This window comes from Rhodovulum sp. YNF3179 (assembly GCF_050586465.1).
Lineage (GTDB): Bacteria > Pseudomonadota > Alphaproteobacteria > Rhodobacterales > Rhodobacteraceae > CAJXYS01.
Genome location: NZ_JBOCEG010000002.1, coordinates 228,867 through 251,621, shown reverse-complemented (window position 1 = coordinate 251,621; position 22,755 = coordinate 228,867). Strand labels below are relative to the sequence as shown.

26 protein-coding genes are annotated in these 22,755 nt (G+C 69.5%); 10 read left to right on the top strand and 16 right to left on the bottom strand.

All coding sequences use genetic code 11. The annotated features are described in order from the left end of the window. Position 1: 1 nt before the first annotated feature. The 6 genes from ACQ5SP_RS04105 to ACQ5SP_RS04080 all read right to left on the bottom strand — a co-directional run bounded on the left by ACQ5SP_RS04105 (position 2) and on the right by ACQ5SP_RS04080 (position 4,240). Complete coding sequence (locus tag ACQ5SP_RS04105) at positions 2–805, bottom strand: hypothetical protein (RefSeq protein ID WP_430936724.1); 804 nt, start codon at positions 803–805, stop codon at positions 2–4. Next, positions 793–1,617, bottom strand: a complete 825-nt coding sequence (locus ACQ5SP_RS04100; protein ID WP_430936722.1) for a sulfite exporter TauE/SafE family protein — start codon at positions 1,615–1,617, stop codon at positions 793–795. Before ACQ5SP_RS04100 ends, ACQ5SP_RS04105 begins: the two co-directional genes overlap by 13 nt. Before the next feature lie 72 nt (positions 1,618–1,689). Continuing rightward, positions 1,690–2,697 (bottom strand): tRNA dihydrouridine(20/20a) synthase DusA, encoded by a 1,008-nt coding sequence (dusA, locus tag ACQ5SP_RS04095; RefSeq protein WP_430936720.1) that lies wholly within the window; start codon positions 2,695–2,697, stop codon positions 1,690–1,692. A gap of 162 nt (positions 2,698–2,859) precedes the next feature. Beyond that, on the bottom strand, positions 2,860–3,318 hold the full coding sequence (locus tag ACQ5SP_RS04090; protein ID WP_430936718.1) for a hypothetical protein: 459 nt from the start codon (positions 3,316–3,318) through the stop codon (positions 2,860–2,862). Positions 3,319–3,332: 14 nt separating this feature from the next. Next, positions 3,333–3,620: a hypothetical protein gene (locus ACQ5SP_RS04085; RefSeq protein ID WP_430936716.1), complete on the bottom strand. Its 288-nt coding sequence runs from the start codon at positions 3,618–3,620 to the stop codon at positions 3,333–3,335. A gap of 134 nt (positions 3,621–3,754) precedes the next feature. Beyond that, on the bottom strand, positions 3,755–4,240 hold the full coding sequence (locus ACQ5SP_RS04080) for a bacterioferritin (RefSeq protein WP_430936714.1): 486 nt from the start codon (positions 4,238–4,240) through the stop codon (positions 3,755–3,757). 247 nt (positions 4,241–4,487) lie between these two features. Between ACQ5SP_RS04080 and ACQ5SP_RS04075 the strand changes: the two genes are divergently transcribed. From ACQ5SP_RS04075 to ACQ5SP_RS04065, 3 genes are all read left to right on the top strand, one after another. Continuing rightward, a complete protein-coding gene (locus tag ACQ5SP_RS04075; protein WP_430936712.1) occupies positions 4,488–5,369 on the top strand; it encodes a patatin-like phospholipase family protein in 882 nt (293 codons plus the stop codon). Between the two features lie 96 nt (positions 5,370–5,465). Further along, positions 5,466–5,735, top strand: coding sequence for a DksA/TraR family C4-type zinc finger protein (locus tag ACQ5SP_RS04070; RefSeq protein WP_430936710.1), 270 nt, complete (start codon positions 5,466–5,468; stop codon positions 5,733–5,735). Positions 5,736–5,834: 99 nt separating this feature from the next. Continuing rightward, entirely contained in the window at positions 5,835–6,809 is a 975-nt protein-coding gene (locus tag ACQ5SP_RS04065; RefSeq protein ID WP_430936708.1) for an MBL fold metallo-hydrolase, read from the top strand. A 24-nt stretch (positions 6,810–6,833) separates the two neighbouring features. Here ACQ5SP_RS04065 and ACQ5SP_RS04060 read toward each other — a convergent pair whose 3' ends face one another. The 8 genes from ACQ5SP_RS04060 to ACQ5SP_RS04025 all read right to left on the bottom strand — a co-directional run bounded on the left by ACQ5SP_RS04060 (position 6,834) and on the right by ACQ5SP_RS04025 (position 13,430). Continuing rightward, positions 6,834–7,364: a flavodoxin domain-containing protein gene (locus tag ACQ5SP_RS04060; RefSeq protein ID WP_430936706.1), complete on the bottom strand. Its 531-nt coding sequence runs from the start codon at positions 7,362–7,364 to the stop codon at positions 6,834–6,836. A gap of 79 nt (positions 7,365–7,443) precedes the next feature. Further along, a complete protein-coding gene (locus ACQ5SP_RS04055; RefSeq protein WP_430936704.1) occupies positions 7,444–7,854 on the bottom strand; it encodes a c-type cytochrome in 411 nt (136 codons plus the stop codon). 83 nt (positions 7,855–7,937) lie between these two features. After that, positions 7,938–8,717, bottom strand: a complete 780-nt coding sequence (locus ACQ5SP_RS04050; RefSeq protein WP_430936702.1) for a gamma-glutamyl-gamma-aminobutyrate hydrolase family protein — start codon at positions 8,715–8,717, stop codon at positions 7,938–7,940. A gap of 81 nt (positions 8,718–8,798) precedes the next feature. Further along, positions 8,799–9,227 (bottom strand): GlcG/HbpS family heme-binding protein, encoded by a 429-nt coding sequence (locus ACQ5SP_RS04045; protein WP_430936700.1) that lies wholly within the window; start codon positions 9,225–9,227, stop codon positions 8,799–8,801. Then, positions 9,220–11,385, bottom strand: a complete 2,166-nt coding sequence (locus ACQ5SP_RS04040) for a malate synthase G (protein ID WP_430936698.1) — start codon at positions 11,383–11,385, stop codon at positions 9,220–9,222. The genes ACQ5SP_RS04045 and ACQ5SP_RS04040 overlap by 8 nt, the downstream gene beginning before the upstream one ends. Before the next feature lie 72 nt (positions 11,386–11,457). Further along, a complete protein-coding gene (locus ACQ5SP_RS04035) occupies positions 11,458–11,646 on the bottom strand; it encodes a DUF2256 domain-containing protein (RefSeq protein ID WP_430936696.1) in 189 nt (62 codons plus the stop codon). Beyond that, positions 11,646–13,175: a deoxyribodipyrimidine photo-lyase/cryptochrome family protein gene (locus ACQ5SP_RS04030; protein WP_430936694.1), complete on the bottom strand. Its 1,530-nt coding sequence runs from the start codon at positions 13,173–13,175 to the stop codon at positions 11,646–11,648. The genes ACQ5SP_RS04035 and ACQ5SP_RS04030 overlap by 1 nt, the downstream gene beginning before the upstream one ends. Before the next feature lie 48 nt (positions 13,176–13,223). Further along, on the bottom strand, positions 13,224–13,430 hold the full coding sequence (locus tag ACQ5SP_RS04025; RefSeq protein ID WP_430936692.1) for a hypothetical protein: 207 nt from the start codon (positions 13,428–13,430) through the stop codon (positions 13,224–13,226). Between the two features lie 144 nt (positions 13,431–13,574). On the opposite strand from ACQ5SP_RS04025, the gene pepN reads away from it, so the two are divergent. The 3 genes from pepN to ACQ5SP_RS04010 all read left to right on the top strand — a co-directional run bounded on the left by pepN (position 13,575) and on the right by ACQ5SP_RS04010 (position 17,784). Then, positions 13,575–16,148, top strand: a complete 2,574-nt coding sequence (gene pepN, locus ACQ5SP_RS04020) for an aminopeptidase N (protein WP_430936690.1) — start codon at positions 13,575–13,577, stop codon at positions 16,146–16,148. Positions 16,149–16,217: 69 nt separating this feature from the next. Then, positions 16,218–16,778 (top strand): type 1 glutamine amidotransferase domain-containing protein, encoded by a 561-nt coding sequence (locus ACQ5SP_RS04015; RefSeq protein WP_430936688.1) that lies wholly within the window; start codon positions 16,218–16,220, stop codon positions 16,776–16,778. A 127-nt stretch (positions 16,779–16,905) separates the two neighbouring features. Further along, complete coding sequence (locus ACQ5SP_RS04010) at positions 16,906–17,784, top strand: lysophospholipid acyltransferase family protein (protein WP_430936686.1); 879 nt, start codon at positions 16,906–16,908, stop codon at positions 17,782–17,784. 6 nt (positions 17,785–17,790) lie between these two features. Here ACQ5SP_RS04010 and ACQ5SP_RS04005 read toward each other — a convergent pair whose 3' ends face one another. Then, positions 17,791–18,387, bottom strand: coding sequence for a transglycosylase SLT domain-containing protein (locus ACQ5SP_RS04005; RefSeq protein WP_430936684.1), 597 nt, complete (start codon positions 18,385–18,387; stop codon positions 17,791–17,793). A gap of 175 nt (positions 18,388–18,562) precedes the next feature. Between ACQ5SP_RS04005 and gatB the strand changes: the two genes are divergently transcribed. Together gatB and ACQ5SP_RS03995 are read left to right on the top strand one after the other, a co-directional pair. Next, on the top strand, positions 18,563–20,074 hold the full coding sequence (gene gatB, locus ACQ5SP_RS04000; RefSeq protein ID WP_430936682.1) for an Asp-tRNA(Asn)/Glu-tRNA(Gln) amidotransferase subunit GatB: 1,512 nt from the start codon (positions 18,563–18,565) through the stop codon (positions 20,072–20,074). Between the two features lie 107 nt (positions 20,075–20,181). Further along, positions 20,182–20,628 carry a DUF4177 domain-containing protein gene (locus ACQ5SP_RS03995; RefSeq protein ID WP_430936680.1) on the top strand — a complete coding sequence of 149 codons (447 nt, stop codon included), beginning with the start codon at positions 20,182–20,184 and terminating at the stop codon, positions 20,626–20,628. Between the two features lie 17 nt (positions 20,629–20,645). Here the strand turns inward: ACQ5SP_RS03995 and ACQ5SP_RS03990 are convergent, their stop codons facing one another. After that, positions 20,646–20,900 carry a BolA family protein gene (locus ACQ5SP_RS03990; RefSeq protein WP_430936678.1) on the bottom strand — a complete coding sequence of 85 codons (255 nt, stop codon included), beginning with the start codon at positions 20,898–20,900 and terminating at the stop codon, positions 20,646–20,648. Positions 20,901–20,991: 91 nt separating this feature from the next. Here ACQ5SP_RS03990 and ACQ5SP_RS03985 point away from each other — a divergent pair, with 91 nt between their 5' ends. Together ACQ5SP_RS03985 and cobS are read left to right on the top strand one after the other, a co-directional pair. Then, the gene (locus tag ACQ5SP_RS03985) at positions 20,992–21,624 is read left to right on the top strand and encodes a DnaJ domain-containing protein (RefSeq protein ID WP_430936676.1); all 633 of its coding nucleotides are present in this window, start codon (positions 20,992–20,994) and stop codon (positions 21,622–21,624) included. Between the two features lie 143 nt (positions 21,625–21,767). Next, a complete protein-coding gene (gene cobS, locus ACQ5SP_RS03980) occupies positions 21,768–22,754 on the top strand; it encodes a cobaltochelatase subunit CobS (RefSeq protein ID WP_430936674.1) in 987 nt (328 codons plus the stop codon). The last annotated feature ends 1 nt before the right edge of the window (position 22,755 follow it).

The following is a 22,755-nucleotide window of genomic DNA, read 5'->3' as shown; positions in this document are numbered from 1 at the left end:
GTCAGGGGGACTCCAGCCAGTCGGCCGGACCCCAGGACGGTTCGGGACGGAAATAGGCGATCATGCGCCCCTCCGGCGGGGCCGTGGCGCCGGCCGCCCAGGGCGCCACCCCGTGCAGCGCCAGCCGGTGCACGACATAGGCCTCGCCGGGCCGGGCATGGACCGGCACCCGCGGGCAGATCTCGAAAATGCGCTGGCGGGTCGCCTGGTAGATCTCGGTGACGTCGGTGTCGCGCCAGGTCTCCGGCGCCACGCCGGCGAAGGCCGCGCGGAAGGCCGCGCGGATGACCTCGTGGCTGCCTTCCCAGACGACGAGCGGGGCCGCGCCCGGATCCGTCTCGGCCAGCGGGATCCCGAGGATGAAGCCATGATGCTCGCGCAGCATGCGCCGCCGGTCCGGTCCCACGGGCAGCAGCCCGTCAAGATGCGCGGCATCGCGCCTGAGCCGAAAACGATAGGCCGCCTCTGACTCCGCCGCCCAGGGTTGCGGGTAGCCGGGGTAGCAGACCGACAGCTGGCCGGCGTCCCAGGCGATGTCGTCGAAGCCCAGCGCCGCATGGATGAAATCGACGGCCTGTCCGCGCAGCGGACCGCTATCCGCCACCGCGCCGTCCGGCGCGTTGCCGAGCACGCCGACACCGGCGAACCAGGTGCCGCCGCAGCGCAGCCAGTCCGCCCGCGCCTGCGGGTCCGACGCCACCCGGCGGGCCCACGGCGCCACCGCCGCCACCCAGCCCGCCAGCGCCGGGTCCGCGTCGAAGCGCACCCAGCCGCGGGATAGGAATCTCTCTCTCAGACCAGCCATGCCTCACGCAGCATGTTGAGGGCCACGACGACCAGGAACACGGCGAAGACCCGCTTCAGCGGCCGCGGGTCCATGGCGTGGGCCAGCCGCACCCCCCAGGGCGTGGTGATCAGCGTCATCGCGATCACGACGGCAAAGGCCACGAGGTTCACATGCCCCACGGTGAAGGGCGGGCGCCCCGCCTCGGGCGCGCCGACCAGCAGGAACCCAGCCACGGACGGCACTGCGATGATCACGCCGAACCCCGCCGCCGTCGCCACCGCGCGGTGGATCGGCACGCCGTAGAGGCTCATCAGCGGCACCCCGAAGGAGCCGCCGCCGATCCCCATCAGCACCGAAAGAAAGCCCACCGCCGGCGACAGCGCCGCGCGCCGGGCGCCGCGCGGCATGCCGTTGCCCAGGCGCCAGCTCTCGCGGCCGAGCCCGAGATAGAGGCCGATGACGATTCCGAGACAGCCGAACACCCCCATCAGCGTGCTCGATTGCAGCCAGGTCGCGGCGACCACCCCCGCCACCGCGCCGAGCGCGATACCCGGCGCCCAGCCGCGCAGGATGTCCCAGTCCACCGCGCCCTTGCGGTTGTGGCTCAGCACCGAGCGCACCGAGGTCACGACGATCGTCGCCAGCGAGGTCGCGAGGCAGATCTGCATCAGCTGCGGGCTGTCATAGCCGAGCCCCGCGAAGGCGAAGTAGAAGGCCGGCACCAGGATGATCCCGCCGCCCACGCCGAGCATCCCGGCGATGACCCCCGCAAAGGCGCCGATCGCCAGCAGCAGCGCCAGCATCGGCAGGACGTCGGACAGTTCTGGCATCGGTTTCCCCTCCGGATCTCGATGCCTAGGTGGCACGAAGCGCGGGGAAAGGCCAGAGCCGGTCCGCGGACCTCAGCCCGCGGCCGGGGCGCCGGCGGGGGCGAGCCGGGACAGCGCCTCCTCGACCACCTCGGTCCCGGCGCCGGGGCGGTGAGCCCGCTCCGAGAGGATGCGCCGCCATGCCCGGGCGCCCGGACGCCCCGCGAAGAGGCCCAGCATGTGCCGGGTGACCTGGTTGAGCCGTCCGCCTTCGTCCAGGTGGCGCGCGATATAGGGCAGCATCCGCCGCACGACCTCCTCGGCGGCTGGACCCGGCGCGCCCCCGAAGAACGCAGCGTCCACCTGCGGCAGGATCGACGCGGGATCGTGATAGGCGGCACGGCCCACCATGACGCCGTCGAGCCCCGCCTCCAGCAGGGCTTGCGCCTGCGCGATCCCGGTGATCCCGCCATTGATCGAGATATGCAGATCGGGGAAGGCGCGCTTCATCTCGATCACCAGCGGGTAGTCGAGCGGCGGGATGTCCCGGTTCTCCCTGGGGCTCAGCCCCTGAAGCCAGGCCTTGCGCGCGTGGATCGTGACCCGGCGCACCCCCGCGCCGGCCACCGTTTCGAGAAACCGCGGCAGGGTCTCGCGCGGGTCCTGGTCGTCGACGCCGATCCGGCACTTGACGGTGACCTCGGTCGCGCCGGCCGCGCCGATCATCGCGGCGCAACACTCGGCGACGAGCGCCGGCCGTTCCATCAGCACCGCGCCGAAGCAGCCCGACTGCACCCGGTCCGAGGGACAGCCGACATTGAGGTTGATCTCGTCATAGCCGAACTCCGCCCCGATGCGGGTCGCGGTCGCGAGCTCCGCGGGATCCGACCCGCCGAGCTGCAGCGCCACCGGGTGCTCGGCCGGGTCAAAGGCCAGCAGATGCGTCGCCCCCCCGCGGGCCAGCGCGGGTGCGGTGACCATTTCCGTGTAAAGAAGCGCATGCCGCGTCATGAGCCGGTGGAGATACCGGCAATGCCGGTCCGTCCATTCCATCATCGGCGCGACGGAGAAGCGGGCGGCGTTTCGTGCTGTCGCGGTCATGCGCGCGGGATCCCGTGGCGTGGCGGTCGGTCGACTGTCGCGCGGCGTGCCGGCGCGGGATCGCCGGCCGTCGCCGGCCCCGCATCCGGGTGCGCGCGCCGTGGTCATAGACGGTGCGGGCGCCTCGCGCAATCGTGGCGCGCCGCCGCCCTGCCCCGGCGGTCAGTCGGCCTCGGCCCCCGGCGCGGCCGGCCGCCACGCTTCGGCGAAGGCGTCCCAGGCGCCGGTGAAGCCGTCTCTCAGTTCGTCCCAGGCGCTGCCCGCGCCCGCCTGAAGCGCGCCGTAGCGTTCCGCGAGGCCGGTGCGCGCGGCACGCAGATCGCGCATGCTCTCGCGCGCCGTTTCCCGCGCGGCGTCGGACATGTCCGCCCAGTTCTCGCGCAGCGCTTGTTCGCGCCGCTCGATCACCGCGTCCAGGCGGGTCAGCGCCGCCTGCGCCGTGGCCAGCGCCTGGTCGCGTTCCTGCACGGAATAGGCCGCGATGGCGTCCATCGCGTCGGACACCTCGGCGCGGATCTCCTCCGGCGTGGTGAAGGGATCGTCGTTCTGCGCGCGCGCCTGCGGCGCGGCGAGGGCGACCGCCGTGGCGGCGGCGAGCCCGTAAACCGATGTTCTGAGCATCCTGTCGGCCCTCCTTACTTGAAGCGTGCCATGGCTGTGTTGAAGGCCTCGGAAATACTGTCCCAGGCCCGGTCGAAACCGGCCTTCATGTCGCCCCAGGCCTCGTCGCTGGCGTCGCGCATCTTTTTCAGACGCTCCTCGGCCTCGTCCCGGCGGGTCCGCATCTCGTCGAGCTGTTTCTGATACTCGATCTTCGCATCGGCCTGCGCCTCGTCGACCTTGGCCTTCATCTTCTCGATCTCGGCGTTCCACTGGTCGATCTTCGCCTTGGTCTTGGCGATGTATTCCTCGCGTTCGGTCATTCGGATTTCTCCTTTCGCTCGTCTCTGGCCGGGCGCCCGGGGCGCGGGCCGCCCGGCGGTCAGGGGGAAAACCCCTTGGCCCGGCTTAAGTTCCGGCGGCCGCGGTATCGGCCGGCCCGCGCCCCCGGCGCGGGTCAGCCTTCGGCGTTTTCGCCGCTCATGTAGATCGACATGAAGGCGGGTTCGCCCATGCGGCCCAGCGTTGCGAGCTGCCGGTCCAGCCAGTCCCAGTGCCCCTCCTCGTCGAGCACGATCGTCTCGAAGAGCGTGCGCGTGCCGATGTCGTTGGACTCGGCCGCGTCGCGGGCGGCCTTGCTGTAGAACGCGATGGCGCCCTGCTCTTCGGACTTGTCGTCCTGGAAAAGCCCCTTGAGCGTTTCCGCCATCTTCGGCGTCTTGGTGGGCGTCAGCTCGGGCGTGCCGCCGAGGAACATGATCCGCTCGATGAACTGGCCGGCATGGCCCAGCTCTTCCTGCATCTCGGTGCGCATGCGCTGGGCCAGCTTGTCGAGCCCCCAGTCCTCGAGCGTATGCGCGTGGAGCAGGTACTGGTTGACCGCCGTCAGCTCCATCGCGAGCGCGGTCTGAAGGTTCTCGATGCTCTTGCTGCGATCGGTCATGATCTTTTCCTTTCCGTTACCTCTGCATGCGCGCGGCGCGCGCGTTCGCATCCCAACACCCCACCCAACAAGGCGTTCCATTCCGCGCGGCTCCACCCCCTGCGGCGTCACCGCGCAGCCCGGGCAGCCCGCATCCGGTGCTTCCAACATCCCCGCCGCGCCCATATGCTGTGCCGGGCGGGGGCCGCGCCGGCCGCGCCGCGACCAAGGATGGAACGCCACGATGCGCGCAGGAAGCAGGCCGAAAGTGGGACTCGCCCTCGGGAGCGGCGGCGCGCGGGGCTGGTCCCATATCGGGGTCCTGCGCGAACTGGATGCGATGGGGCTGCAGCCCGACGTCATCGCGGGCGCCTCGATGGGCGCGCTGGTCGGGGCGATCCATGCCGGCGGTGCGCTCGACGCGCTCGAGGACTGGGCCACCGGGCTGACGGCGCGGGATTTCTTCGGGATGCTCGACGTGAAGCTTTCCTCGGGCGGGCTCGTCCAGGGAACCGAGATCCTGACCGTGATCCGGCACCTCGTCGCGGCGGAGCGGATCGAGGACCTGGCGGTGCCGCTCGCGCTGGTGGCGACCGACATGGCGACCGGCCGCGAGGTCTGGATGACCGAGGGCGACCTGGCCCAGGCCGTGCGCGCCTCCGTCGCGCTGCCCGGCGTGATCAGCCCCTACCGGATCGGCGAGAAGTGGTTTCTCGACGGCGGGCTCACCAACCCGCTGCCGGTCACGGCCTGCCGGATCCTCGGGGCCGAGGTGGTGATCGCGGCCAATCCCAACGGCCGGTTCGACGGCACCTTCTGGGCCGAACGCGAGGCCGAGATGCCGGCCTTCTGGAAATCCTGGGGCGAGCGCCTGCGTGACCTGCCGGCAGCGCTCTCCGGCCTGTTCGAGCACGCCGACGCGGACGCGGTCACGCCGCAATACCTGGACGTCATCGCGGCCTCGATCGACATCATGACCGACGGCATCCGCCGCGCGAAACTGGCCGGGGACCCGCCCCATGTCCTGCTCGACGCGCATCTCTCGAAGCTCTCGGTGCTGGATTTTCACCGCGCCTCCGAGGCGATCGAGGAGGGACGCCGGATCGTGAAGGAAAACGCCGAGGCGATCGCCCGCGCCGCCCGGCTCTGAGCCGCCGCCACGGCCGGGGCCGCACAGCGCCGGCGCGCGGGCTTTGACCGCGCCGGCGTCGCGGCGTTACCATACCCCGTCACAGGAGGACACGACATGGCCGGTGGCTGGACGCGCGACGGCGCGGTGCAGGAACAGATCGACGCCTCGATCGAGGACGAGCTGAAGCGGATGCAGGCCCGGCGGCGTCCCGCGGGGGAAAGCCTGACCCATTGCGCCGACTGCGAGGACCCGATCCCCGAGGCCCGCCGCCAGGCGCTGCCGGGCGTCAAGCTTTGCATCGCGTGTCAGCAGGAGCGCGACGGCCGGCCCATGCAGCGCGGCGGCATCAACCGGCGCGGCTCCAAGGACAGCCAGCTGAAATAACGGCGCTGGGCGCGCACCGCGGTGCGGCGGCCGCCCGGCCGGCCGTTGCAATATTCGCTTTCTTGAATACAACTGGGGGCAAATCACAGGGAGGATACCATGAGTCTGAAACGCCCCACCCGCCGCGACATTTTCAAGATCGCCGCCGCAGCCCCCGCGCTGGCGCTGCCGGCGCCGCTGCAGGCGGCCCTGTCGGCCCCCTCCGCGGGCGGCAATCCCGGGCATTTCCGGTTCGACCTCGGCGAGATGCGGCTGACCGTGATCTCGGACGGGCACCTTTTGCTGCCGACCTCGGGGCTGGGCGTCAATGCCGAACCCGAAGAGGTGCAGGCGCTGCTCGCCCGCTACCATCTCTCGACCGAGGAAAACTATTCCCACACCAACCACCTGCTGATCGAGACCGGTGCGGCGAGGGTGCTGGTCGATATCGGATCGGGCAATCGCTTCATGCCGACCGCCGGGCGGCTGATGGCGAACCTCGAAGCCGCCGGGGTCGATCCCTATTCCATCACCCATGTCGTCATCACCCATGCGCATCCCGACCATGTCTGGGGCGTGCGCGACGATTTCGACGAGGCGATCCTGCCCGACGCCGAATTCATCATGGGCCGCGCCGAGCATGACTACTGGATGCAGGACGGGCTCGCGACCAGCGTGTCGCAGGACATGCAGCAATTCGTGGTGGGCGCGGTGAACTCGATCACCACCGAGGGCCTGGACTGGACGCTGGCCGAGGACGGCCACGAGGTGGTGCCGGGCGTGCGGCTGATCTTCACCCCCGGCCACACGCTCGGCCACATGTCGGTGCAGCTCGACAGCGGCGACCGCAGCCTGATCGCGCTCGGCGATACGATGACCCATGCCTACATGAACTTCGACGCGCCGGATTGGGTCACGGGCTTCGACATGGATGCCGAGCAGACCGTCGCGACCCGGCGCCGGCTGCTCGACATGGCGGCCGAAGACGGGATCGCGGTGCTCGGCTACCACTTCCCCTTCCCGGGCGTGGGCCACGTTATCCGCGAGGGCGCGGCCTACCGGTTCGTGCCGGCGCTCTGGCGGTGGCAGGGCTGACGGCGTCTCGGCCGGCGCGGCGGTCTAGCCGTCGCGCCACGCCCGCAGCTCCGCCCGGAGCGCGCCCCAGTCGGTGTATTCCTTGTCCTTGTGCGGATCGATCTCCTGATCCTTCTGCGCCGCGATCCAGCGCATCGCCCAGGACTTGAAGAAGTCGTATTCGCTGAAGCGAAAAGCCCCCGCGACATGAACCACCCGGCCGGGCGTCCACCCGGTCTTGGCGGTGAACCGCGCCACGCCCTCCTCGAGCCCCTTCCAGTCGTCCGGATCTTCCCCGGCGGCCGCGAGCGAAACGGAGAGAAAGAGCGTCCCGGCGGTGTTGAGCCCGCCGGCATGGGTCCGGGCGAAGTCTACCAGATCGGACTGGTAGCGCCCCGCATGGACCGACCCCGCGAGGATCAGCGCGTCATAGGCACGCGTGTCAGTGTCCTCGGCGCGGGCCTCGGCCGCGGGCAGGAGCTCCACGCCCTCGCCCATTCCCGCCAGCTCGTCGGCGCAGAAGCGGGCGACCTTGCGGGTCTGCCCCTCGGTGGTGGCATAAACGATCAGGATCATGGTCGGGCTCCCTTGATGGCGATGCCCAAGCCTGCCATGCCGCCCGGCGCCGCGCCTTGCGGCAGGTCAAGCCGCCGTGTCAGCCGCGCGGGTTCGCCCGCTGCATGCGCCTGAGATAGGCGCTGATCGCCTCGACGCCCTGCTCGGAGGGCGGCAGCGTGGCACCGGCGATGTCCGAACCCGCTTCGGCCTGCCGCGCGATGCACCGCCGCAGGCGGGTGCTCAGCACGGCGACGTGACCGCCGAGATCCGCAAAGTGCCGTCCGATCAGCTGTGGCGCCGTCCCGCCCGTGCCGTGGGCGCCGTGGCATATCGCGCAGGCAATGGCGAAGGTCTCGGCCCCGGCCCGTTCGCGGCGGTCGAACTCGGGCACGTAGATCGCGGCAAGCCGCGCGGTCTCCATCTGGGTCTGAGCAAGCGGCAAAAAGTAGACTGCCGACGCCAGCAAAACAACGCCGGACAGCAGGATCAAACCATCAAAACGGGTCATGTGCCCCCCCAACACTACCGTAAGGAAGCCACCACAATCATGCACAAAAATCAATATATATCGACCGGACGGGTAGCCGGCGCTCAGGCGATCTTGCGGCCCTCCACCGGGCGTTCGCCCGCGGCCCAGCGATGCACCGCCTCTCCGAAGGCCTCGAAGAGCGGGCGCGAGACCGGGTCGTCGGCCGCGTTCCATTCCGGGTGCCACTGCACCGACAGCGTGAAGCCGGGCGCGTCCTTGACATAAATCGCCTCGGGCGTGCCGTCGGGGGCATGGCCCTCGATCACGATCCGGGGACCGGGAACCGCTATGCCCTGGCCATGCAAGGAGTTGACCATCACCTCGTCGGCGCCGAAGACGCGCTCGAAGACGCCGCCCCTGGTCAGGCTGATCGGGTGGCGCAACGCGAATTTCTCTTCCAGCGTGCCGTCGGGCGGCATGCGGTGGTTCATCCGTCCCGGCAGCTCGCGGATTTCCGGATGCAGAGAACCGCCCATGGCGACGTTCACCTCCTGGAAACCGCGGCAGATACCCAGGAAGGGCTGGCCGCGTTCGACACAGGCCCGGATCAGCGGCAGCGCGATGGTGTCGCGGCCGCGATCGGAGGCACCGTGTGCCTCGGTCCAGTTCTCGCCGTATTCCTCGGGGTGGACGTTCGGCCGGCCGCCCGGCAGCAGGAAACCGTCGAAGCGTTCCAGCAATTCCTCGACGCCGACATAGGCGGGATCGCACGGCACGATGACCGGCAGCGCGCCCGACACGTCGGACACGGCCGCGCTGTTCATGGTGCCGCCGGCATGGGCCGGATACTGATCGTTGATGAGGTGGGTGTTGCCGATGATCGCGACGACCGGGCGTGTCATGAAGAGGCCTGTGTTCCTTTGGATCCTCTGCACAATATAGGGCCGGCGCCCGCAGGTGAAGGGGGGCGCCGGCCGAAAGGTTCAGGCGTCGCCGCTGTAGCCCGCGGCCTCGATACCCGCGAGCGCGGCGGCGGCGTCGTTTTCCGAGGTGTCGCCGGTCACGCCGACCGCACCGATGACCCGGCCGCGCCCGTCGCGCACCAGCACGCCGCCCGGCACCGGCACGACCTTGCCGCCGAAGGCGCCGTTGGCGGCCGCCATGAAATAGGCCTGCGCCTCGGCCCGGTCGCGCTGCGCGGTGCCGGACATGCCTAGCATGACGGCGCCGTAGGCCTTGCCCTCGGCGATGGCGTAGCGGCCCGGCGAGGCCCCGTCCGCACGTTCGAACGCCTTGGGATGGCCACCCGTGTCCAGCACGATGACCGAGAGCGGTTTCAGCCCCTGCGCGCGCCCATGCTTGAGCGCACCGCGGATGATGGTTCTTGCCTTGTTGAGCGAAATCTCACCCATTCTGCGACCCTTTCAGTTCGAGACGCCGGGCATGAAGCACCGGCTCGGTGTAGCCCGAGGGCTGGACGCGACCCTTGAAGACCAGGTCGCAGGCGGCCTGGAAGGCGATGCCTCCGAAACCGGGGGCCATCGGCCTGTAGGCCGGATCGCCCGCGTTCTGGCGGTCGACCACTTCGGCCATGCGCTGCATGATCTCCATGACCTGCGCCTCGGTGACGACACCGTGATGGAGCCAGTTCGCGATATGCTGCGAGCTGATCCGGCAGGTCGCGCGATCCTCCATCAGCGCGACGTCGTGGATATCGGGCACCTTCGAGCAGCCGACGCCCTGGTCGACCCAGCGCACGACGTAGCCGAGGATGCCCTGGGCGTTGTTCTCGATCTCGGCGCGGATCTCGGCCTCGGACCAGTTGTGCCCCTTCGAGACCGGGATCGTCAGCAGCGCGTCGAGGCCGGCGCGGTGGCCGCCGGCGGCGATCTCGTCCTGGCGCCGGAAGACGTCGACCCGGTGGTAATGCGTCGCGTGGAGCGTCGCGGCGGTGGGCGACGGCACCCAGGCGCAGTTGGCGCCGGATTCGGGATGGCCGATCTTCTCGGCCAGCATCGCCTCCATCCGGTCGGGCGCGGCCCACATGCCCTTGCCGATCTGCGCCCGGCCCTGCAGCCCGCAGGCCAGGCCGATATCGACGTTGCGGTCCTCGTAGGCCTTGATCCAGGGTTCGGATTTCATCTCGCCCTTGCGGATCATCGCCCCGGCTTCCATCGAGGTATGGATCTCGTCGCCGGTGCGATCGAGGAAGCCCGTGTTGATGAAGGCCACGCGATCCCTTGCGGCGCGGATGCATTCCTTGAGGTTCACGCTGGTGCGGCGTTCCTCGTCCATGATGCCGAGCTTCACGGTGTTGCGCGGCAGGCCCAGCGCGTCCTCGACCCGGTCGAAGATCTCGGTGGCGAAGGCCACTTCCTCGGGGCCGTGCATCTTGGGCTTCACGACGTAGACGGATCCCTTGACCGAGTTCCGGATCCCGCCCTCCTTCTTGAGGTCGTGGATGGCGATCAGCGTGGTCACCATCGCGTCCATCAGGCCTTCGAAGATTTCCTCGCCCTGGCGGTCGAGGATCGCGGGGTTGGTCATCAGGTGACCGACATTGCGCACCAGCATCAGCGCGCGCCCCTTGAGGCTGGCCGGGCCGCCATCGGCGGCGGTGTAGTCCACGTCGCCGTTGAGCCTGCGGGTGACGGTGCTGTCGCCCTTCCGCACCTCTTCGGTCAGGTCGCCCTTCATCAGCCCGAGCCAGTTGGAATAGGCCTGCACCTTGTCCTCGGCGTCGACGCAGGCGACCGAATCCTCGCAGTCCATGATCGAGGAGATCGCGCTCTCGAGCCTGATGTCGGCGACATGGGCGCCGTCGGTCTCGCCGATCGGGTGGGTGCCGTCGATCTCGATCACGATATGGAGATGGTGATTCCTGAGCACGATACCGGTCGGATCCGCGGCGTCGCCCTGCCAGCCGGCGAACTGGCCGGGGGTCTTCAGCCCGGCCTGGCCGTCGCGGGTCGCCGCGACCAGCGCGCCGTCCGCGACGCGGTAGCCGGTGACCTCGGCATGGCTGACCCCGTCGAGCGGCGCGATATCGTCGAGGAAGGCACGCCCCCAGGCGATGACGCGGGCGCCGCGCTTGGCGTCATAGCCCTTGCCCTGCGGCAGGTCGCCCAGCGCATCGGTGCCGTAGAGCGCGTCATAGAGCGAGCCCCAGCGCGCATTGGCGGCGTTCAGCGCGTAACGGGCATTGGTGATCGGCACCACGAGCTGCGGGCCCGGGATGGCCGCGATCTCGTCGTCGACATTCTCGGTGCCGATGGCGAAATCCTCGCCTTCGGGCAGCAGGTAGCCCAGCGACTCGAGGAATTCCCGGTACGCGCCCAGCTCCAGCGGCCGCCCCTGGCGCTCGATATGCCAGTTGTCGATCTTTTCCTGGATCGCCGCGCGTTTTTCCAACAGCGCGCGGTTCTTCGGTCCCAGATCGTGGACGAGACCGCTCAGGCCTTCCCAGAACGCGTCCGCCGTCACCCCGGTGCCGGGCAGGGCCTTTTCCTCGATGAAGTCGGCCAGGTCTCGGGCCACCTGAAGGCCCTGCTTTTCAACGCGGTCGGTCATGGACGCCTCCTGTCGGATGTGTGCAGTTGTGCACGGCTTAGGAAAAAAGTTTCCGATAGGCAACAACCGTGGTCAGTTTTTTTGACCAGATTCACGCGAAGCTGCTTCTTTCGCTTCCGAACGCCGGCCCCGGCGGCAGCGTTCCGAGCAATACCGCACGGCCTCCCAGTCGCGCGCCCATTTCCTGCGCCAGGCAAAGGGCCGCCCGCAAACCGCGCAGGTCTTCTCGGGCAGGTCACCCTTGCGGCGTTGGCGGCCCATCAGAAATCGAAGCGGAGCTGCGCCGCCCCGCCGGTGCGGGGCTTGATGCGCCGGGGGCCGCGGCTGTCGGCGCGCTTGCGGCTGCCGTGGCGCCGGACCAGCCGGTCGGCCTCGTCGCGGTAGGCCGCGCCGCGCCGGACCGCCCAGACCCGGTCACGCGCGGCGCGCGCCGCCGCCGCCACGTCGACCACCGGCGCGGGATAGGCCCGGCCCAGCACGCGGCCCGCCCCGTCCCAGCGCCAGGGCTCCTGCAGCCAGGCATCCGGCACCTCTGCCAGTTCCGGCAGCCAGTACCGGGTAAAGACGCCGTCAGGGTCCTGGTCGCGGCCCTGTTTCACGGGGTTGTAGATACGGATCGTGTTGGTGCCCGTCGTGCCGGACTGCATCTGGCATTGCGGCCAGTGGATCCCCGGCTCGTAATCGGTGAACATCCGCGCGAGATGCGGGCCGCTGTCGCGCCAGTCGAGCCAGAGATGGTAGCTCGCCACCGCCATCAGCATCGCGCGCATGCGGAAATTCAGCCAGCCCGTGGCAACGAGGCTGCGCATACAGGCATCGACGAAGGGAATGCCGGTCTCGCCCGCCTGCCAGGCCGCCAGCAGCGCAGCGTCGCCGGGGCGCGGGCGCAGATCCTCGTAGGCGGAGTGCAGGCAGCGGGTCTCGAGCCCAGGCGCGTCCTCGAGCTTCTGGGTGAAGTGATCCCGCCAGGCAAGCCGGCTCGAAAAGCTCCGAAGGCTGCCCACCCAGCCCGCGCGGGTGCCCTGGACGTGCCGCTGCCGTTCCGCGCCGGCCTGCGCGGCCTCGCGCACGGACAGCGCCCCCGTGGCCAGGTGCACGGAGAGCCGCGAACAGGCCCGCGCCCCGGCGCCGGGCGACGCCATCGCCCGGCGATAGTCGCGCCCGCGATCCGACAGGAAACTCTCGAGCGTCTCGAGCGCCGCGCGCCGGCCACCCCGCTGCCGACCGGGGCAGAGATCCGGCGAGAGGCCGAGCGCGCGCGCCGCGGGGATCGCGCCCGGATCGATACCGGGCACCGGACGCAGCCGCAGAGGGGGTGCGATAGGGGCCGCGCGCACGAAGCGCGTGCGCCGCGCGGCCCATCCGTCACGCCCGCCGAGCCGGCGGATCACCGCGCATTGCGGGTATTCCGCCCATTCGACGCCCTGCCCCCGCGCCCAGGCGGCGACGCGCCGGTCGCGGGCATAGGTCCAGCCATTGCCGGTCTCCTCGTGGCTGACCAGCCGCGTCACGCCGTGCTTGGCGCGCATGTCCTCCAGCAGCGACACCGCGTCGCCGCGGCGAACGACCAGGGCGGCGCCCAGCGCGGCCAGCTCGGCGCGCAGCTCGGCCAGGCTTTCCGCGAAAACCGCCCACTGCCGTGCCGAGGTGTCCGGCAGCGCCCAGTAGTCCGGTTCCGCGATGTAGAGGGGTATGACCGGCCCGTCCCCGGCCGCCGCCGCCGCGAGGGCCGCGTGATCGGCCACCCGCAGGTCACGCTTGAACCAGAGGATCGTGACGGGCTGCTTCATGGCCCGGAGATAGAGGGGCCACGGGCGCGGTAAAGGCGGGAAAGGGCGTCAGTCCTCGGCCGCGTCGATCTGGCCGCCGCCCGGCGCGACCTCGATCTGGCGCTCGGCGCCGGCCGGATCTTGGCCTTCGGTGAAGCCGTAGCTGACATAGAACAGCATCGCCAGCGCGGCAGCGGCGAGGCAGAGCCCCAGCACGATCAGCGGGGCGCGGTGGCGGGCCTTCTGCTTTTCAAGTCTCGTGTCGGAAGCCGACATGGATTGCTCCTTTCGGTTTTCGTCACTTGTCAAACGCCGGGGCGCGGCCCCGGTTCCCCCTTGCACCTAGCCGCCGGATGATGATTGTCAGGGGCGAAACACGCCCGCCGCCTTCACGTCGGCGCGAGATGAGAGGTTTCCCAGATGCGCGATCCCGCCCCGACCGCCGTTCACCTGTCCGACTACCGCCCGCCAGCCTGGCTGGTGGACGCGGTGCACCTGACCTTCCGGCTGGATCCCGGCGCGACGCGGGTGCTCTCGCGGATCGCGTTCCGCCCGAACCCGGCCGTGCCGCGCGGCGATCTGCGGCTCGACGGCGAACAGATCCGGCTGATCTCCGCCGCGATCGACGACGCGCCGCTGGGGGACGCGGCCTTGGCCCCGGACGAGACCGGGCTGACCCTGCCGGCCGACCAGCTGCCCGACGGGCCGTTCACCTGGACCGCCGAGGTCGAGATCGATCCCGCGGGCAATACCGCGCTCGAGGGGCTTTACATGTCGCGGGGGATGTACTGCACCCAGTGCGAAGCGCAGGGCTTTCGCCGCATCACCTATTATCCCGACCGCCCGGACGTCATGGCCCCCTTCAGCGTGCGCATCGAGGCCGCGTTGCCGGTCCTTCTGTCCAACGGCAACCCGGTGGACAGCGGCGACGGCTGGGCCGAGTGGCACGACCCGTGGCCGAAGCCGAGCTACCTCTTCGCGCTGGTGGCCGGCGACCTGGCGGCGGTGTCCGACCGCTTCACCACCGCCTCGGGGCGCGGGGTGGCGCTGAATATCTGGGTGCGCCCGGGCGACGAGGACCGCTGCGCCTATGCCCTCGACGCGCTGAAACGCTCGATGCGCTGGGACGAGAAGGTCTACGGCCGCGAATACGATCTCGACGTCTTCAACATCGTCGCGGTCGATGATTTCAACATGGGCGCGATGGAGAACAAGGGGCTCAACGTCTTCAACTCCAAGTTCGTGCTCGCCAGTCCCGAGACCGCGACGGACCAGGATTTCGAGCGGATCGAGGGCATCATCGCCCATGAATACTTTCACAACTGGACCGGCAACCGCATCACCTGCCGCGACTGGTTCCAGCTCTGCCTGAAGGAAGGCCTGACCGTCTTCCGCGACCAGGAGTTCACCGGCGACATGCGCTCGGCCGCGGTGAAGCGGATCGACGACGTGCTGATGCTGCGCGCGCGCCAGTTCCGCGAGGATAACGGCCCGCTCGCCCACCCGGTGCGTCCCGAGAGCTACGTGGAGATCAACAACTTCTACACCGCCACCGTCTACGAAAAGGGCGCCGAGGTGATCGGCATGCTGAAGCGGCTGGTCGGAGAGGACGGCTACCGCGCCGCGCTCGATCTCTATTTCGACCGCCACGACGGCGACGCGGCGACCATAGAGGACTGGCTTCGTGTCTTCGAGGACGCGACCGGCCGCGACCTGTCGCAGTTCAAGCGCTGGTACAGCCAGGCCGGCACGCCCCGTCTGCATGTCACCGAGGCCTGGGAAAGCGGCACCTACACGCTGACCTTCCGCCAGGAGACGCCGCCCACCCCCGGCCAGCCCGCGAAGGCGCCGCAGGTCATCCCGATCGCGGTCGGCCTGCTCAACCCCAATGGCCACGAGGTGGTGCCGACCACGCTGCTGGAGATGACAGAGGCCGAGCAGAGCTTCCGCTTCGACGGCCTGGCGGCGCGGCCGATCCCGTCGATCCTGCGCGGCTTCTCGGCGCCGGTGATCCTGACCCGGCAGCCGGACAACGCCGAGCGCGCCTTCCTGCTGGCCCATGACACCGACCCCTTCAACCGCTGGGAGGCGGGCCGCGCCCTGGCCAAGGACGCGCTGATGCGCATGGTCACCGACGGGGCCGCGCCGGACACGGCCTTCATGGAGGCGCTCGGCCGGGTGATGGCCGACACGGATCTCGACCCGGCCTTCACCGCGCTGGCGCTGCGGCTGCCCGGCCCCGACGACCTGGCACAGGGCCTCTACGAGGCGGGCGTCACGCCGGACCCGCTGGCGATCCACGCCGCCCGCGAGACCCTGTCCACCGCCATCGCCGGGGCGCATGCGGGCCGCCTGGAAGAGCTTTACCGCGCCATGGACGTGCCCGGCCCCTATAGCCCCGACGCGGGCGCCGCCGGCCGGCGCGCGCTGAGGCAGGCGGCGCTGTCCTACCTGACCCGTCTCGACGGCGGCAGGCTGGCCGGGGCGCAGTTCGCGGCGGCGCGCAACATGACCGAGGAACTCGCCGCCTTCGACTGCCTGCTGCGCGCCGGCGCCGGCGCCGCGGCGGCCGCGCGGTTCTATGACCGCTGGCAGGCGGACCGGCTGGTGCTCGACAAGTGGTTCACCCTGCAGGCCGCGAACGCCACCCCCGCCGAGGCCGTCGCCGTCACCCGCCGGCTCACCGAGCATCCGGATTTCGACTGGACCAATCCGAACCGGTTCCGCGCCGTCATCGGGGCCTTCGCGATGATGAACCCGGCCGGGTTCCACGACCCGTCCGGCGCGGGCTACGAGCTGGTGGCGGACTGGCTGATCCGGCTCGACGGGCGCAATCCGCAGGCGGCGGCGCGCATGGCAAGCGCCTTCGAGACCTGGCATCGCTACGACGCCGACCGCCAGGCGCAGATGCGGGCCGCGCTGCAGCGGATCCGTGACCGCGCCGAGCTGTCGCGCGACATGGACGAGATGACCGGGCGAATCCTCGAGGGCTGAGGGAACCGGGCCAAGGGGTCGCGCGTTGGCGGGGTCGAACCTTTCCCTAGCGCAGTCAAGGAGACCCCGATGCCCGCGATCAACGACGCCCGCATCCTGATCATGGCCACCCACGGTTTCGAGCAGTCGGAACTGGAGGCCCCGCGCCAGAAGCTCCGATCCACCGGCGCGACGGTGGATCTCGCGACACCGGACGGCGAGGACATCCGGGGCTGGAAGACCGATCACTGGGGCGACCAGGCTCATGCGGACCGTGCGATCGCCGACACCGAGGCCGGGGATTACGACGCGCTGGTGCTGCCCGGCGGTCAGATCAATCCCGATCTTCTGCGCCTCGACGCCGACGCCGTGCAGCTCGTCCGGGACTTCGCGGACAGCGGCAAGGTCGTGGCCGCGATCTGCCACGGGCCCTGGATGCTGGTCGAGGCCGGCGTGGCCGAGGGCCGCAGGATGACCTCCTACCCGTCCATCCGGACCGATCTGAAAAATGCCGGCGCCGAGGTCGTGGACGCGCCCGTCGTGGCCGATGGCGGCGTCGTGACCAGCCGAAACCCCGGCGATCTGGAGGATTTCGTCCAGAAAATCATCGACGAGGTGCAAAACGGCGACCGCGCGGGCGCCGCGTCGTGACGGCGTGCCAAACGGCGTCGCCGGTCTCGCGGATCCGCGCCGATGCGCCGGATCGCGCGGGATCGGCTTGCGCCCGGATACCGGCAGGTGTCACATTGGTGTAACGCCGCTTTGGTGGAACGACGCCATGAAGGACAGAATCGACCCGCTGATTGCCGAGCGCGCGCCGTGGCTCTACCGAGAGCACTGGGCCGTGCCGCCCGTGCGCCGGGTTCTGAACCGGATGCTCGGCTACGACCGGACGCTGGAGATCGGCACCGCGATCGAGGACGCCGCCCCGCCCGAGATCATGTCCCGCATGGCCGCGCTCATCGCGCGCGACGTGGAATTCTCGGGCCTCGAGAACATTCCGCGCAACGGCGCGGCGCTGATCGTGTCCAATCATCCGACCGGGATCGCGGACGGGATCATCCTGCACCACGTGCTGCGCCAGGTTCGGCCGGACGCCTATTACTACGCCAATTCCGACATCCTGCGTGTGCTGCCGCAGATGCAGGACATGATCGCGCCGGTCGAATGGCGCAAGGAAAAGCGCAGCCACGCCAAGACCCGCGAGACCATGGCCTATACCCGCAAGGCGGTCGATGCCGGTCGTCTCGGCGTCCTGTTCCCATCGGGACGCCTGGCCAAGCGGCGCGGGCTCCGGCTGTTCGAGCGGCCCTGGATGCCCTCGGCGGCGATGATCGCGCGCAAGTTCGAGCTGCCCGTGATACCGGTCAACATCCGGGCGCGCAATTCCGCGCTGTTCTACATCTTCGACCTCATCCACCCGACCCTGCGCGACATCACGCTGTTCCACGAGACGCTCAACAAGGATCGCCAGCCTTACCGCATCACCATCGGCAAGCCGATCGCGCCCGAACGGATCTCGTCCAATTCCCAGGACGGGATAGAGATGCTGATGAACGAGACGCTGGCGCTGGGCGGACGCCACGCGCCGACGGTTTCGCTGGTGCAGACCACCCGCATGCCGAGCTGGGCGCGCGAGACGGCGGGCGGATACTGAGGCCCCCTAGCCGTCGCGGCAGTAGCTCTGCGCGCGGGTCCAGGCGCGCATGTCGCCGCGCTTGCGCGCGCTGTGGAACGGTCCCCAGTCGGCCGCGACCCCGCGTCCGCCCGCGGCGATCACCCCGTCGCGCGGCACCGTCTCGGCCATGATCCGCACCGCGCAGGACAGGTTCTTCGCCCCGTCCTTCAGCGCCGCCGCGTCCCCGGCGGCGCAGCCATAGCCCCGCGCCGTGGCCGGGGCGATCTGCACCAGGCCGAACCAGCGCCCGCCACCGCCGGCGGCGCCCGGGTTCCAGGTGCTTTCGTGCTTGGCCAGGGTAGAGATGAGACCGGCCCAGAAGGCCTTGCGCGTTTCCGCGTCCGCCTCGGGATAGGCCGGGCACCAGTCGCCGACATCGGCGGGCTCCAGCGCGACGAGGGCGCGGCCGTGCCCGTCCAGCGCCGCCATCGTCGCCGCGGTCCAGCGATCGGCCTCGGGGCGATGATCCCAACGCATCGGCGGTGGCGTGTCCGGCGACTTGGTCGAGGCCACCGGCTCCGCGCAGCCGGCGGCCAGAAGGACCGCGACGAGCGCGACGGCGGAACGATATGACAGGCGCATCGGGTTTTCCCGGCAGTGCCGGCAGGCCGGCGGATCGGGCGTAGAATGCCCCCGACGCGCCGGCCACGCAATCCCTGGCGCCGCCGTCGAACCCGGATCGGCGAAACCCTGCGCGTCCGCCCTTGCCCGCCCGCCCCGGCTGGCCTAGAAGGCGGATCGACGACGGAGGACGCTGATGCTCGACCTGACCTATACCGAACCGGAGCCGAAGATCATCGCCGGCGCCAAGCAGGACTGGGAGCTCGTGATCGGGCTCGAGGTGCATGCGCAGGTGGCGTCCCGGGCCAAGCTGTTCTCCGGCGCCTCGACCGAATTCGGCGCCGAGCCCAACTCCAACGTCGCCTTCGTGGACGCCGCGATGCCGGGCATGCTGCCGGTGATCAACGAATTCTGCGTGGCCCAGGCGGTGCGCACCGGGCTCGGGCTCAAGGCGGAGATCAACCTCGTCTCGGCCTTCGACCGCAAGAACTACTTCTATCCCGACCTGCCGCAGGGCTACCAGATCAGCCAGCTCTACCACCCGCTCGTGGGCGAGGGCGAGGTGCTGGTGGACATGGGGCCGGGCGTTGCGCGCAAGGTCCGGATCGAGCGCATCCACATGGAACAGGATGCCGGCAAGTCGATCCACGACATGGACCCGACGATGTCCTTCGTGGACCTCAACCGCACCGGCATCGCGCTGATGGAGATCGTCAGCCGCCCCGACATCCGCGGCCCCGAGGAAGCCGCCGCCTATGTCGCCAAGCTGCGCCAGATCATGCGCTATCTCGGCACCTGCGACGGCAACATGCAGTCGGGCAACCTGCGCGCCGACGTGAACGTGTCGGTCTGCCGTCCGGGCGATTACGAGAAGTACCAGGAAACGCAGGATTTCAGCCATCTCGGAACGCGCTGCGAGATCAAGAACATGAACTCGATGCGTTTCATCCAGCAGGCGATCGAATACGAGGCGCGCCGCCAGATCGCGATCATCGAGGATGGCGGCGCTGTGGTGCAGGAAACCCGCCTCTACGATCCCGACAAGGGCGAGACACGCTCGATGCGGTCCAAGGAAGAGGCGCATGACTACCGCTACTTCCCCTGCCCCGACCTGCTGCCGCTCGAGATCGAGCAGGCCTGGGTGGACGACATCGCCGCCAGCCTGCCGGAACTGCCGGACGAGAAGAAGGCCCGCTTCGTCACGGACTTCGGCATCACCGAATACGACGCCGGCGTGCTGACGGCGGAACCGGCCAACGCCGCCTTCTTCGAGGCCGTGGCCGGGGGCCGCGACGGCAAGCAGGCGGCCAACTGGGTCATCAACGAGCTGTTCGGCCGGCTGAACAAGGAAGATCTCGGCATCGAGGAGAGCCCCGTCTCGGCCGCACAGCTGGGCGGCATCCTCGACCTGATCGCCAAGGGCGATATCTCGGGCAAGATCGCCAAGGAACTGTTCGAGATCGTCTGGGCCGAGGGCGGCGACCCCGCCGAGATCGTCGAGGCCCGCGGCATGAAACAGGTCACCGACACCGGCGCCATCGAGGCCGCGGTCGACAAGATCATCGCCGAGAACCCCGCCCAGGTGGAAAAGGCCCAGACCAACCCAAAGCTCGCGGGCTGGTTCGTCGGCCAGGTGATGAAGGCCACCGGCGGCAAGGCCAACCCCAAGGCAGTCAACGAGATCGTGGCGGCGAAGCTCGGACTCTGAGCCCGGCCGGGCCGGCGGCACGCCGCCACGCGGCCCCGCGACAATGGACAGCCGCGGCAAACGGCTGCTAGGCTCTACCCTGACGCGACCAGATCCGGAGTCAGGCCATGCCGTCCCGCTATGAATACCGTGTCGTCCCCGCGCCCCGCCGCGGGGCCAAGGGCAGGAAACTCGGAGCCCCCGAGGACCGCTTCGCCCATGCGCTCGGCACGGTGATGAACGAGCTCGGCGCCGAAGGCTGGGAATACCTCCGCACCGACAGCCTGCCCGTCGAGGAACGCGCCGGTCTCGCGGCGCGGCGCACGGTCTATCGCAGCATGCTGGTCTTTCGCCGCCCGCTGGCCGAAGGGGCCCCGGCCGCCGACGTCGCGGCGCGCGCCGCGCCCCCTGTTACCGCCGGCCGCCCGCCGCGGCAGCGTCCCGGCGCCTCGGCTCTCGAACGGCTGCAGGCAAGCCTTGCCGTGCCCGATCCCGGCCCGCAGCCGGCCCGGCGCGAGGAACCTCGGCTTGGCCGGATGGTCCCGAACCGGAACGCGGATGCGGGGCGCGACTGACCGGCCCCGCCGCGCGCTCAGCGCAAATCCATCGACAAGGCGTGAATCCGGCCCATGATATCGGGGCCGAGCGCCGCATGCACCGCCCGGTGGCGCGCGATGCGACTCTTTCCTTCGAACCGCGGGCTCGCGATCACCAGGTGCCAGTGGCTTTCGCCCGAACCGTCGTCGCCGGCATGGCCGGCATGCCGATGGCTTTCGTTGATGACCTCGAGTTCGGTCGGCGCAAGCGCCTCTTCGAGCCGGTTGCGGATCTGGTCTTCAAGCCCCATGTGAAATTCCATCTGCCTTAGAGATTGCCCTTGGTTCGCGCGCACAAAACACTAAACTAATGCGCCCGAGTCGAGAACAAACGCGTGACACATGACGGACCGTTCCCCTTTCGATTTCGATATCCGCGCCTCGGTTGACAAGAAGAAGCGCAACCGGGGGCGTCGCGGCATGTCCGGCGCTTTCGAGACCTCGCAGCGCGTCTGCGAGCAGCCCGGCTGCGACAAGCCCGGCCAGTACCGCGCGCCGAAATCGCCCGATCACCTGGACGAGTATTTCTGGTTCTGCCTCGACCATGTGCGGGAATACAACCTGAAGTGGAACTTCTTTTCCTCGCAGAACGAGGAAGAGGTCGAGGAACAGATGCAGAAGGATCGGGTCTGGGGGCGCGGTACGCGTCCGCTCAACGATCGCGAGCAGCGGGCCTGGGAACGGCTCGGCATCGACGACCCGATGCAGATCCTTGGCGAGAAGGCGACCCAGAACCCGGGCAAGGGCCGAGCCGGCGCCGCGACCCGGCGCCTGCCGCCGACCGAGCGCCGTGCGCTCGAGATCCTGGACGCGCAGGATCACTGGACCCGCACCGAGATCCGCAAGCAGTACAAGTCGCTGGTCAAGGATCTTCACCCGGACATGAACGGCGGCACGCGCGCCGACGAGGAGCGCCTGCAAGAGGTCGTCTGGGCCTGGGACCAGATCAAGGAAAGCCGCAGCTTCAAGGACTGAACCGGCTGCGCTGCGACGGGACCGCCGGCCGCGCCGGGGCGACGTCCTTCCCCTTGCCTCTCGTCGCGATATGTTCCACTACACGCGGGTTGCGAAACGCGCCGTCCGGCCGGGGACCGGGCGCACGGAAACGGGATGACAGCATGGCAGACGGCAGGATGGAAATGGCACAGGAGCCGACGAAGCGGCATTCGGTCCGCGAGGTTTTCGGCATCGACACCGACATGGAGGTGTACGGCTTCGCCGAGTCCAACGACCGTGTGCCGGAACTCGATTCGACCTACAAGTTCGACCCCGACACGACGCTCGCGATCCTGGCCGGCTTTTCCCATAACCGCCGGGTGATGATCCAGGGCTATCACGGCACCGGCAAATCCACCCATATCGAGCAGGTGGCCGCGCGGCTCAACTGGCCCACGGTGCGGGTCAATCTCGACAGCCATATCAGCCGGATCGACCTGATCGGCAAGGATGCCATCAAGCTGCGCGACGGCAAGCAGGTCACCGAGTTCCAGGAGGGCATCCTGCCCTGGGCGCTGCGCAACCCCGCGGCCATCGTCTTCGACGAATACGATGCCGGCCGGGCCGACGTGATGTTCGTGATCCAGCGTGTGCTGGAGGTGGACGGCAAGCTGACGCTGTTGGACCAGAACGAGGTGATCACGCCGCATCCCTATTTCCGGCTCTTCGCGACGGCCAACACCGTCGGGCTCGGCGACACGACCGGGCTCTATCACGGCACCCAGCAGATCAACCAGGGCCAGATGGACCGCTGGTCGATGGTCGCCACGCTGAACTATCTCAGCCACGACGCCGAGACGCAGATCGTGCTGTCGAAGAACCCGCATTACAACACCGAGAAGGGCCGCCGGACCATCGGCCAGATGGTGACCGTCGCGGATCTCTCGCGCACCGCCTTCATGAATGGCGACCTGTCCACCGTGATGAGCCCGCGAACGGTCATCAACTGGGCCCAGAACGCCGAGATCTTCCGCGACGTGGGCTATGCCTTCCGCGTGACCTTCCTCAACAAGTGCGACGAGCTGGAACGCCAGACCGTGGCCGAGTTCTACCAGCGCTGCTTCGACGAGGAGCTGCCCGAGAGCGCGGCGAGCGTCAGCCTCGGCTGAC

What these genes read in the sequence shown, in the direction of transcription:
- ACQ5SP_RS04025 (WP_430936692.1), bottom strand. Translation starts at nt 13,430, where the DNA reads ATGTCGGCTTCCGACACGAGACTTGAAAAGCAGAAGGCCCGCCACCGC.
- ACQ5SP_RS04040 (WP_430936698.1), bottom strand. Translation starts at nt 11,385, where the DNA reads ATGACCGACCGCGTTGAAAAGCAGGGCCTTCAGGTGGCCCGAGACCTG.
- ACQ5SP_RS04010 (WP_430936686.1), top strand. Translation starts at nt 16,906, where the DNA reads ATGAAGGACAGAATCGACCCGCTGATTGCCGAGCGCGCGCCGTGGCTC.
- ACQ5SP_RS04065 (WP_430936708.1), top strand. Translation starts at nt 5,835, where the DNA reads ATGAGTCTGAAACGCCCCACCCGCCGCGACATTTTCAAGATCGCCGCC.
- ACQ5SP_RS04105 (WP_430936724.1), bottom strand. Translation starts at nt 805, where the DNA reads ATGGCTGGTCTGAGAGAGAGATTCCTATCCCGCGGCTGGGTGCGCTTC.
- dusA (WP_430936720.1), bottom strand. Translation starts at nt 2,697, where the DNA reads ATGACCGCGACAGCACGAAACGCCGCCCGCTTCTCCGTCGCGCCGATG.
- ACQ5SP_RS04035 (WP_430936696.1), bottom strand. Translation starts at nt 11,646, where the DNA reads ATGGGCCGCCAACGCCGCAAGGGTGACCTGCCCGAGAAGACCTGCGCG.
- ACQ5SP_RS04100 (WP_430936722.1), bottom strand. Translation starts at nt 1,617, where the DNA reads ATGCCAGAACTGTCCGACGTCCTGCCGATGCTGGCGCTGCTGCTGGCG.
- ACQ5SP_RS04080 (WP_430936714.1), bottom strand. Translation starts at nt 4,240, where the DNA reads ATGACCGATCGCAGCAAGAGCATCGAGAACCTTCAGACCGCGCTCGCG.
- ACQ5SP_RS04045 (WP_430936700.1), bottom strand. Translation starts at nt 9,227, where the DNA reads ATGGGTGAGATTTCGCTCAACAAGGCAAGAACCATCATCCGCGGTGCG.
- ACQ5SP_RS04085 (WP_430936716.1), bottom strand. Translation starts at nt 3,620, where the DNA reads ATGACCGAACGCGAGGAATACATCGCCAAGACCAAGGCGAAGATCGAC.
- cobS (WP_430936674.1), top strand. Translation starts at nt 21,768, where the DNA reads ATGGCAGACGGCAGGATGGAAATGGCACAGGAGCCGACGAAGCGGCAT.
- ACQ5SP_RS04050 (WP_430936702.1), bottom strand. Translation starts at nt 8,717, where the DNA reads ATGACACGCCCGGTCGTCGCGATCATCGGCAACACCCACCTCATCAAC.
- ACQ5SP_RS04005 (WP_430936684.1), bottom strand. Translation starts at nt 18,387, where the DNA reads ATGCGCCTGTCATATCGTTCCGCCGTCGCGCTCGTCGCGGTCCTTCTG.
- ACQ5SP_RS04070 (WP_430936710.1), top strand. Translation starts at nt 5,466, where the DNA reads ATGGCCGGTGGCTGGACGCGCGACGGCGCGGTGCAGGAACAGATCGAC.
- ACQ5SP_RS04060 (WP_430936706.1), bottom strand. Translation starts at nt 7,364, where the DNA reads ATGATCCTGATCGTTTATGCCACCACCGAGGGGCAGACCCGCAAGGTC.
- ACQ5SP_RS03985 (WP_430936676.1), top strand. Translation starts at nt 20,992, where the DNA reads ATGACGGACCGTTCCCCTTTCGATTTCGATATCCGCGCCTCGGTTGAC.
- ACQ5SP_RS03995 (WP_430936680.1), top strand. Translation starts at nt 20,182, where the DNA reads ATGCCGTCCCGCTATGAATACCGTGTCGTCCCCGCGCCCCGCCGCGGG.
- pepN (WP_430936690.1), top strand. Translation starts at nt 13,575, where the DNA reads ATGCGCGATCCCGCCCCGACCGCCGTTCACCTGTCCGACTACCGCCCG.
- ACQ5SP_RS04090 (WP_430936718.1), bottom strand. Translation starts at nt 3,318, where the DNA reads ATGCTCAGAACATCGGTTTACGGGCTCGCCGCCGCCACGGCGGTCGCC.
- ACQ5SP_RS03990 (WP_430936678.1), bottom strand. Translation starts at nt 20,900, where the DNA reads ATGGGGCTTGAAGACCAGATCCGCAACCGGCTCGAAGAGGCGCTTGCG.
- ACQ5SP_RS04030 (WP_430936694.1), bottom strand. Translation starts at nt 13,175, where the DNA reads ATGAAGCAGCCCGTCACGATCCTCTGGTTCAAGCGTGACCTGCGGGTG.
- ACQ5SP_RS04015 (WP_430936688.1), top strand. Translation starts at nt 16,218, where the DNA reads ATGCCCGCGATCAACGACGCCCGCATCCTGATCATGGCCACCCACGGT.
- ACQ5SP_RS04055 (WP_430936704.1), bottom strand. Translation starts at nt 7,854, where the DNA reads ATGACCCGTTTTGATGGTTTGATCCTGCTGTCCGGCGTTGTTTTGCTG.
- gatB (WP_430936682.1), top strand. Translation starts at nt 18,563, where the DNA reads ATGCTCGACCTGACCTATACCGAACCGGAGCCGAAGATCATCGCCGGC.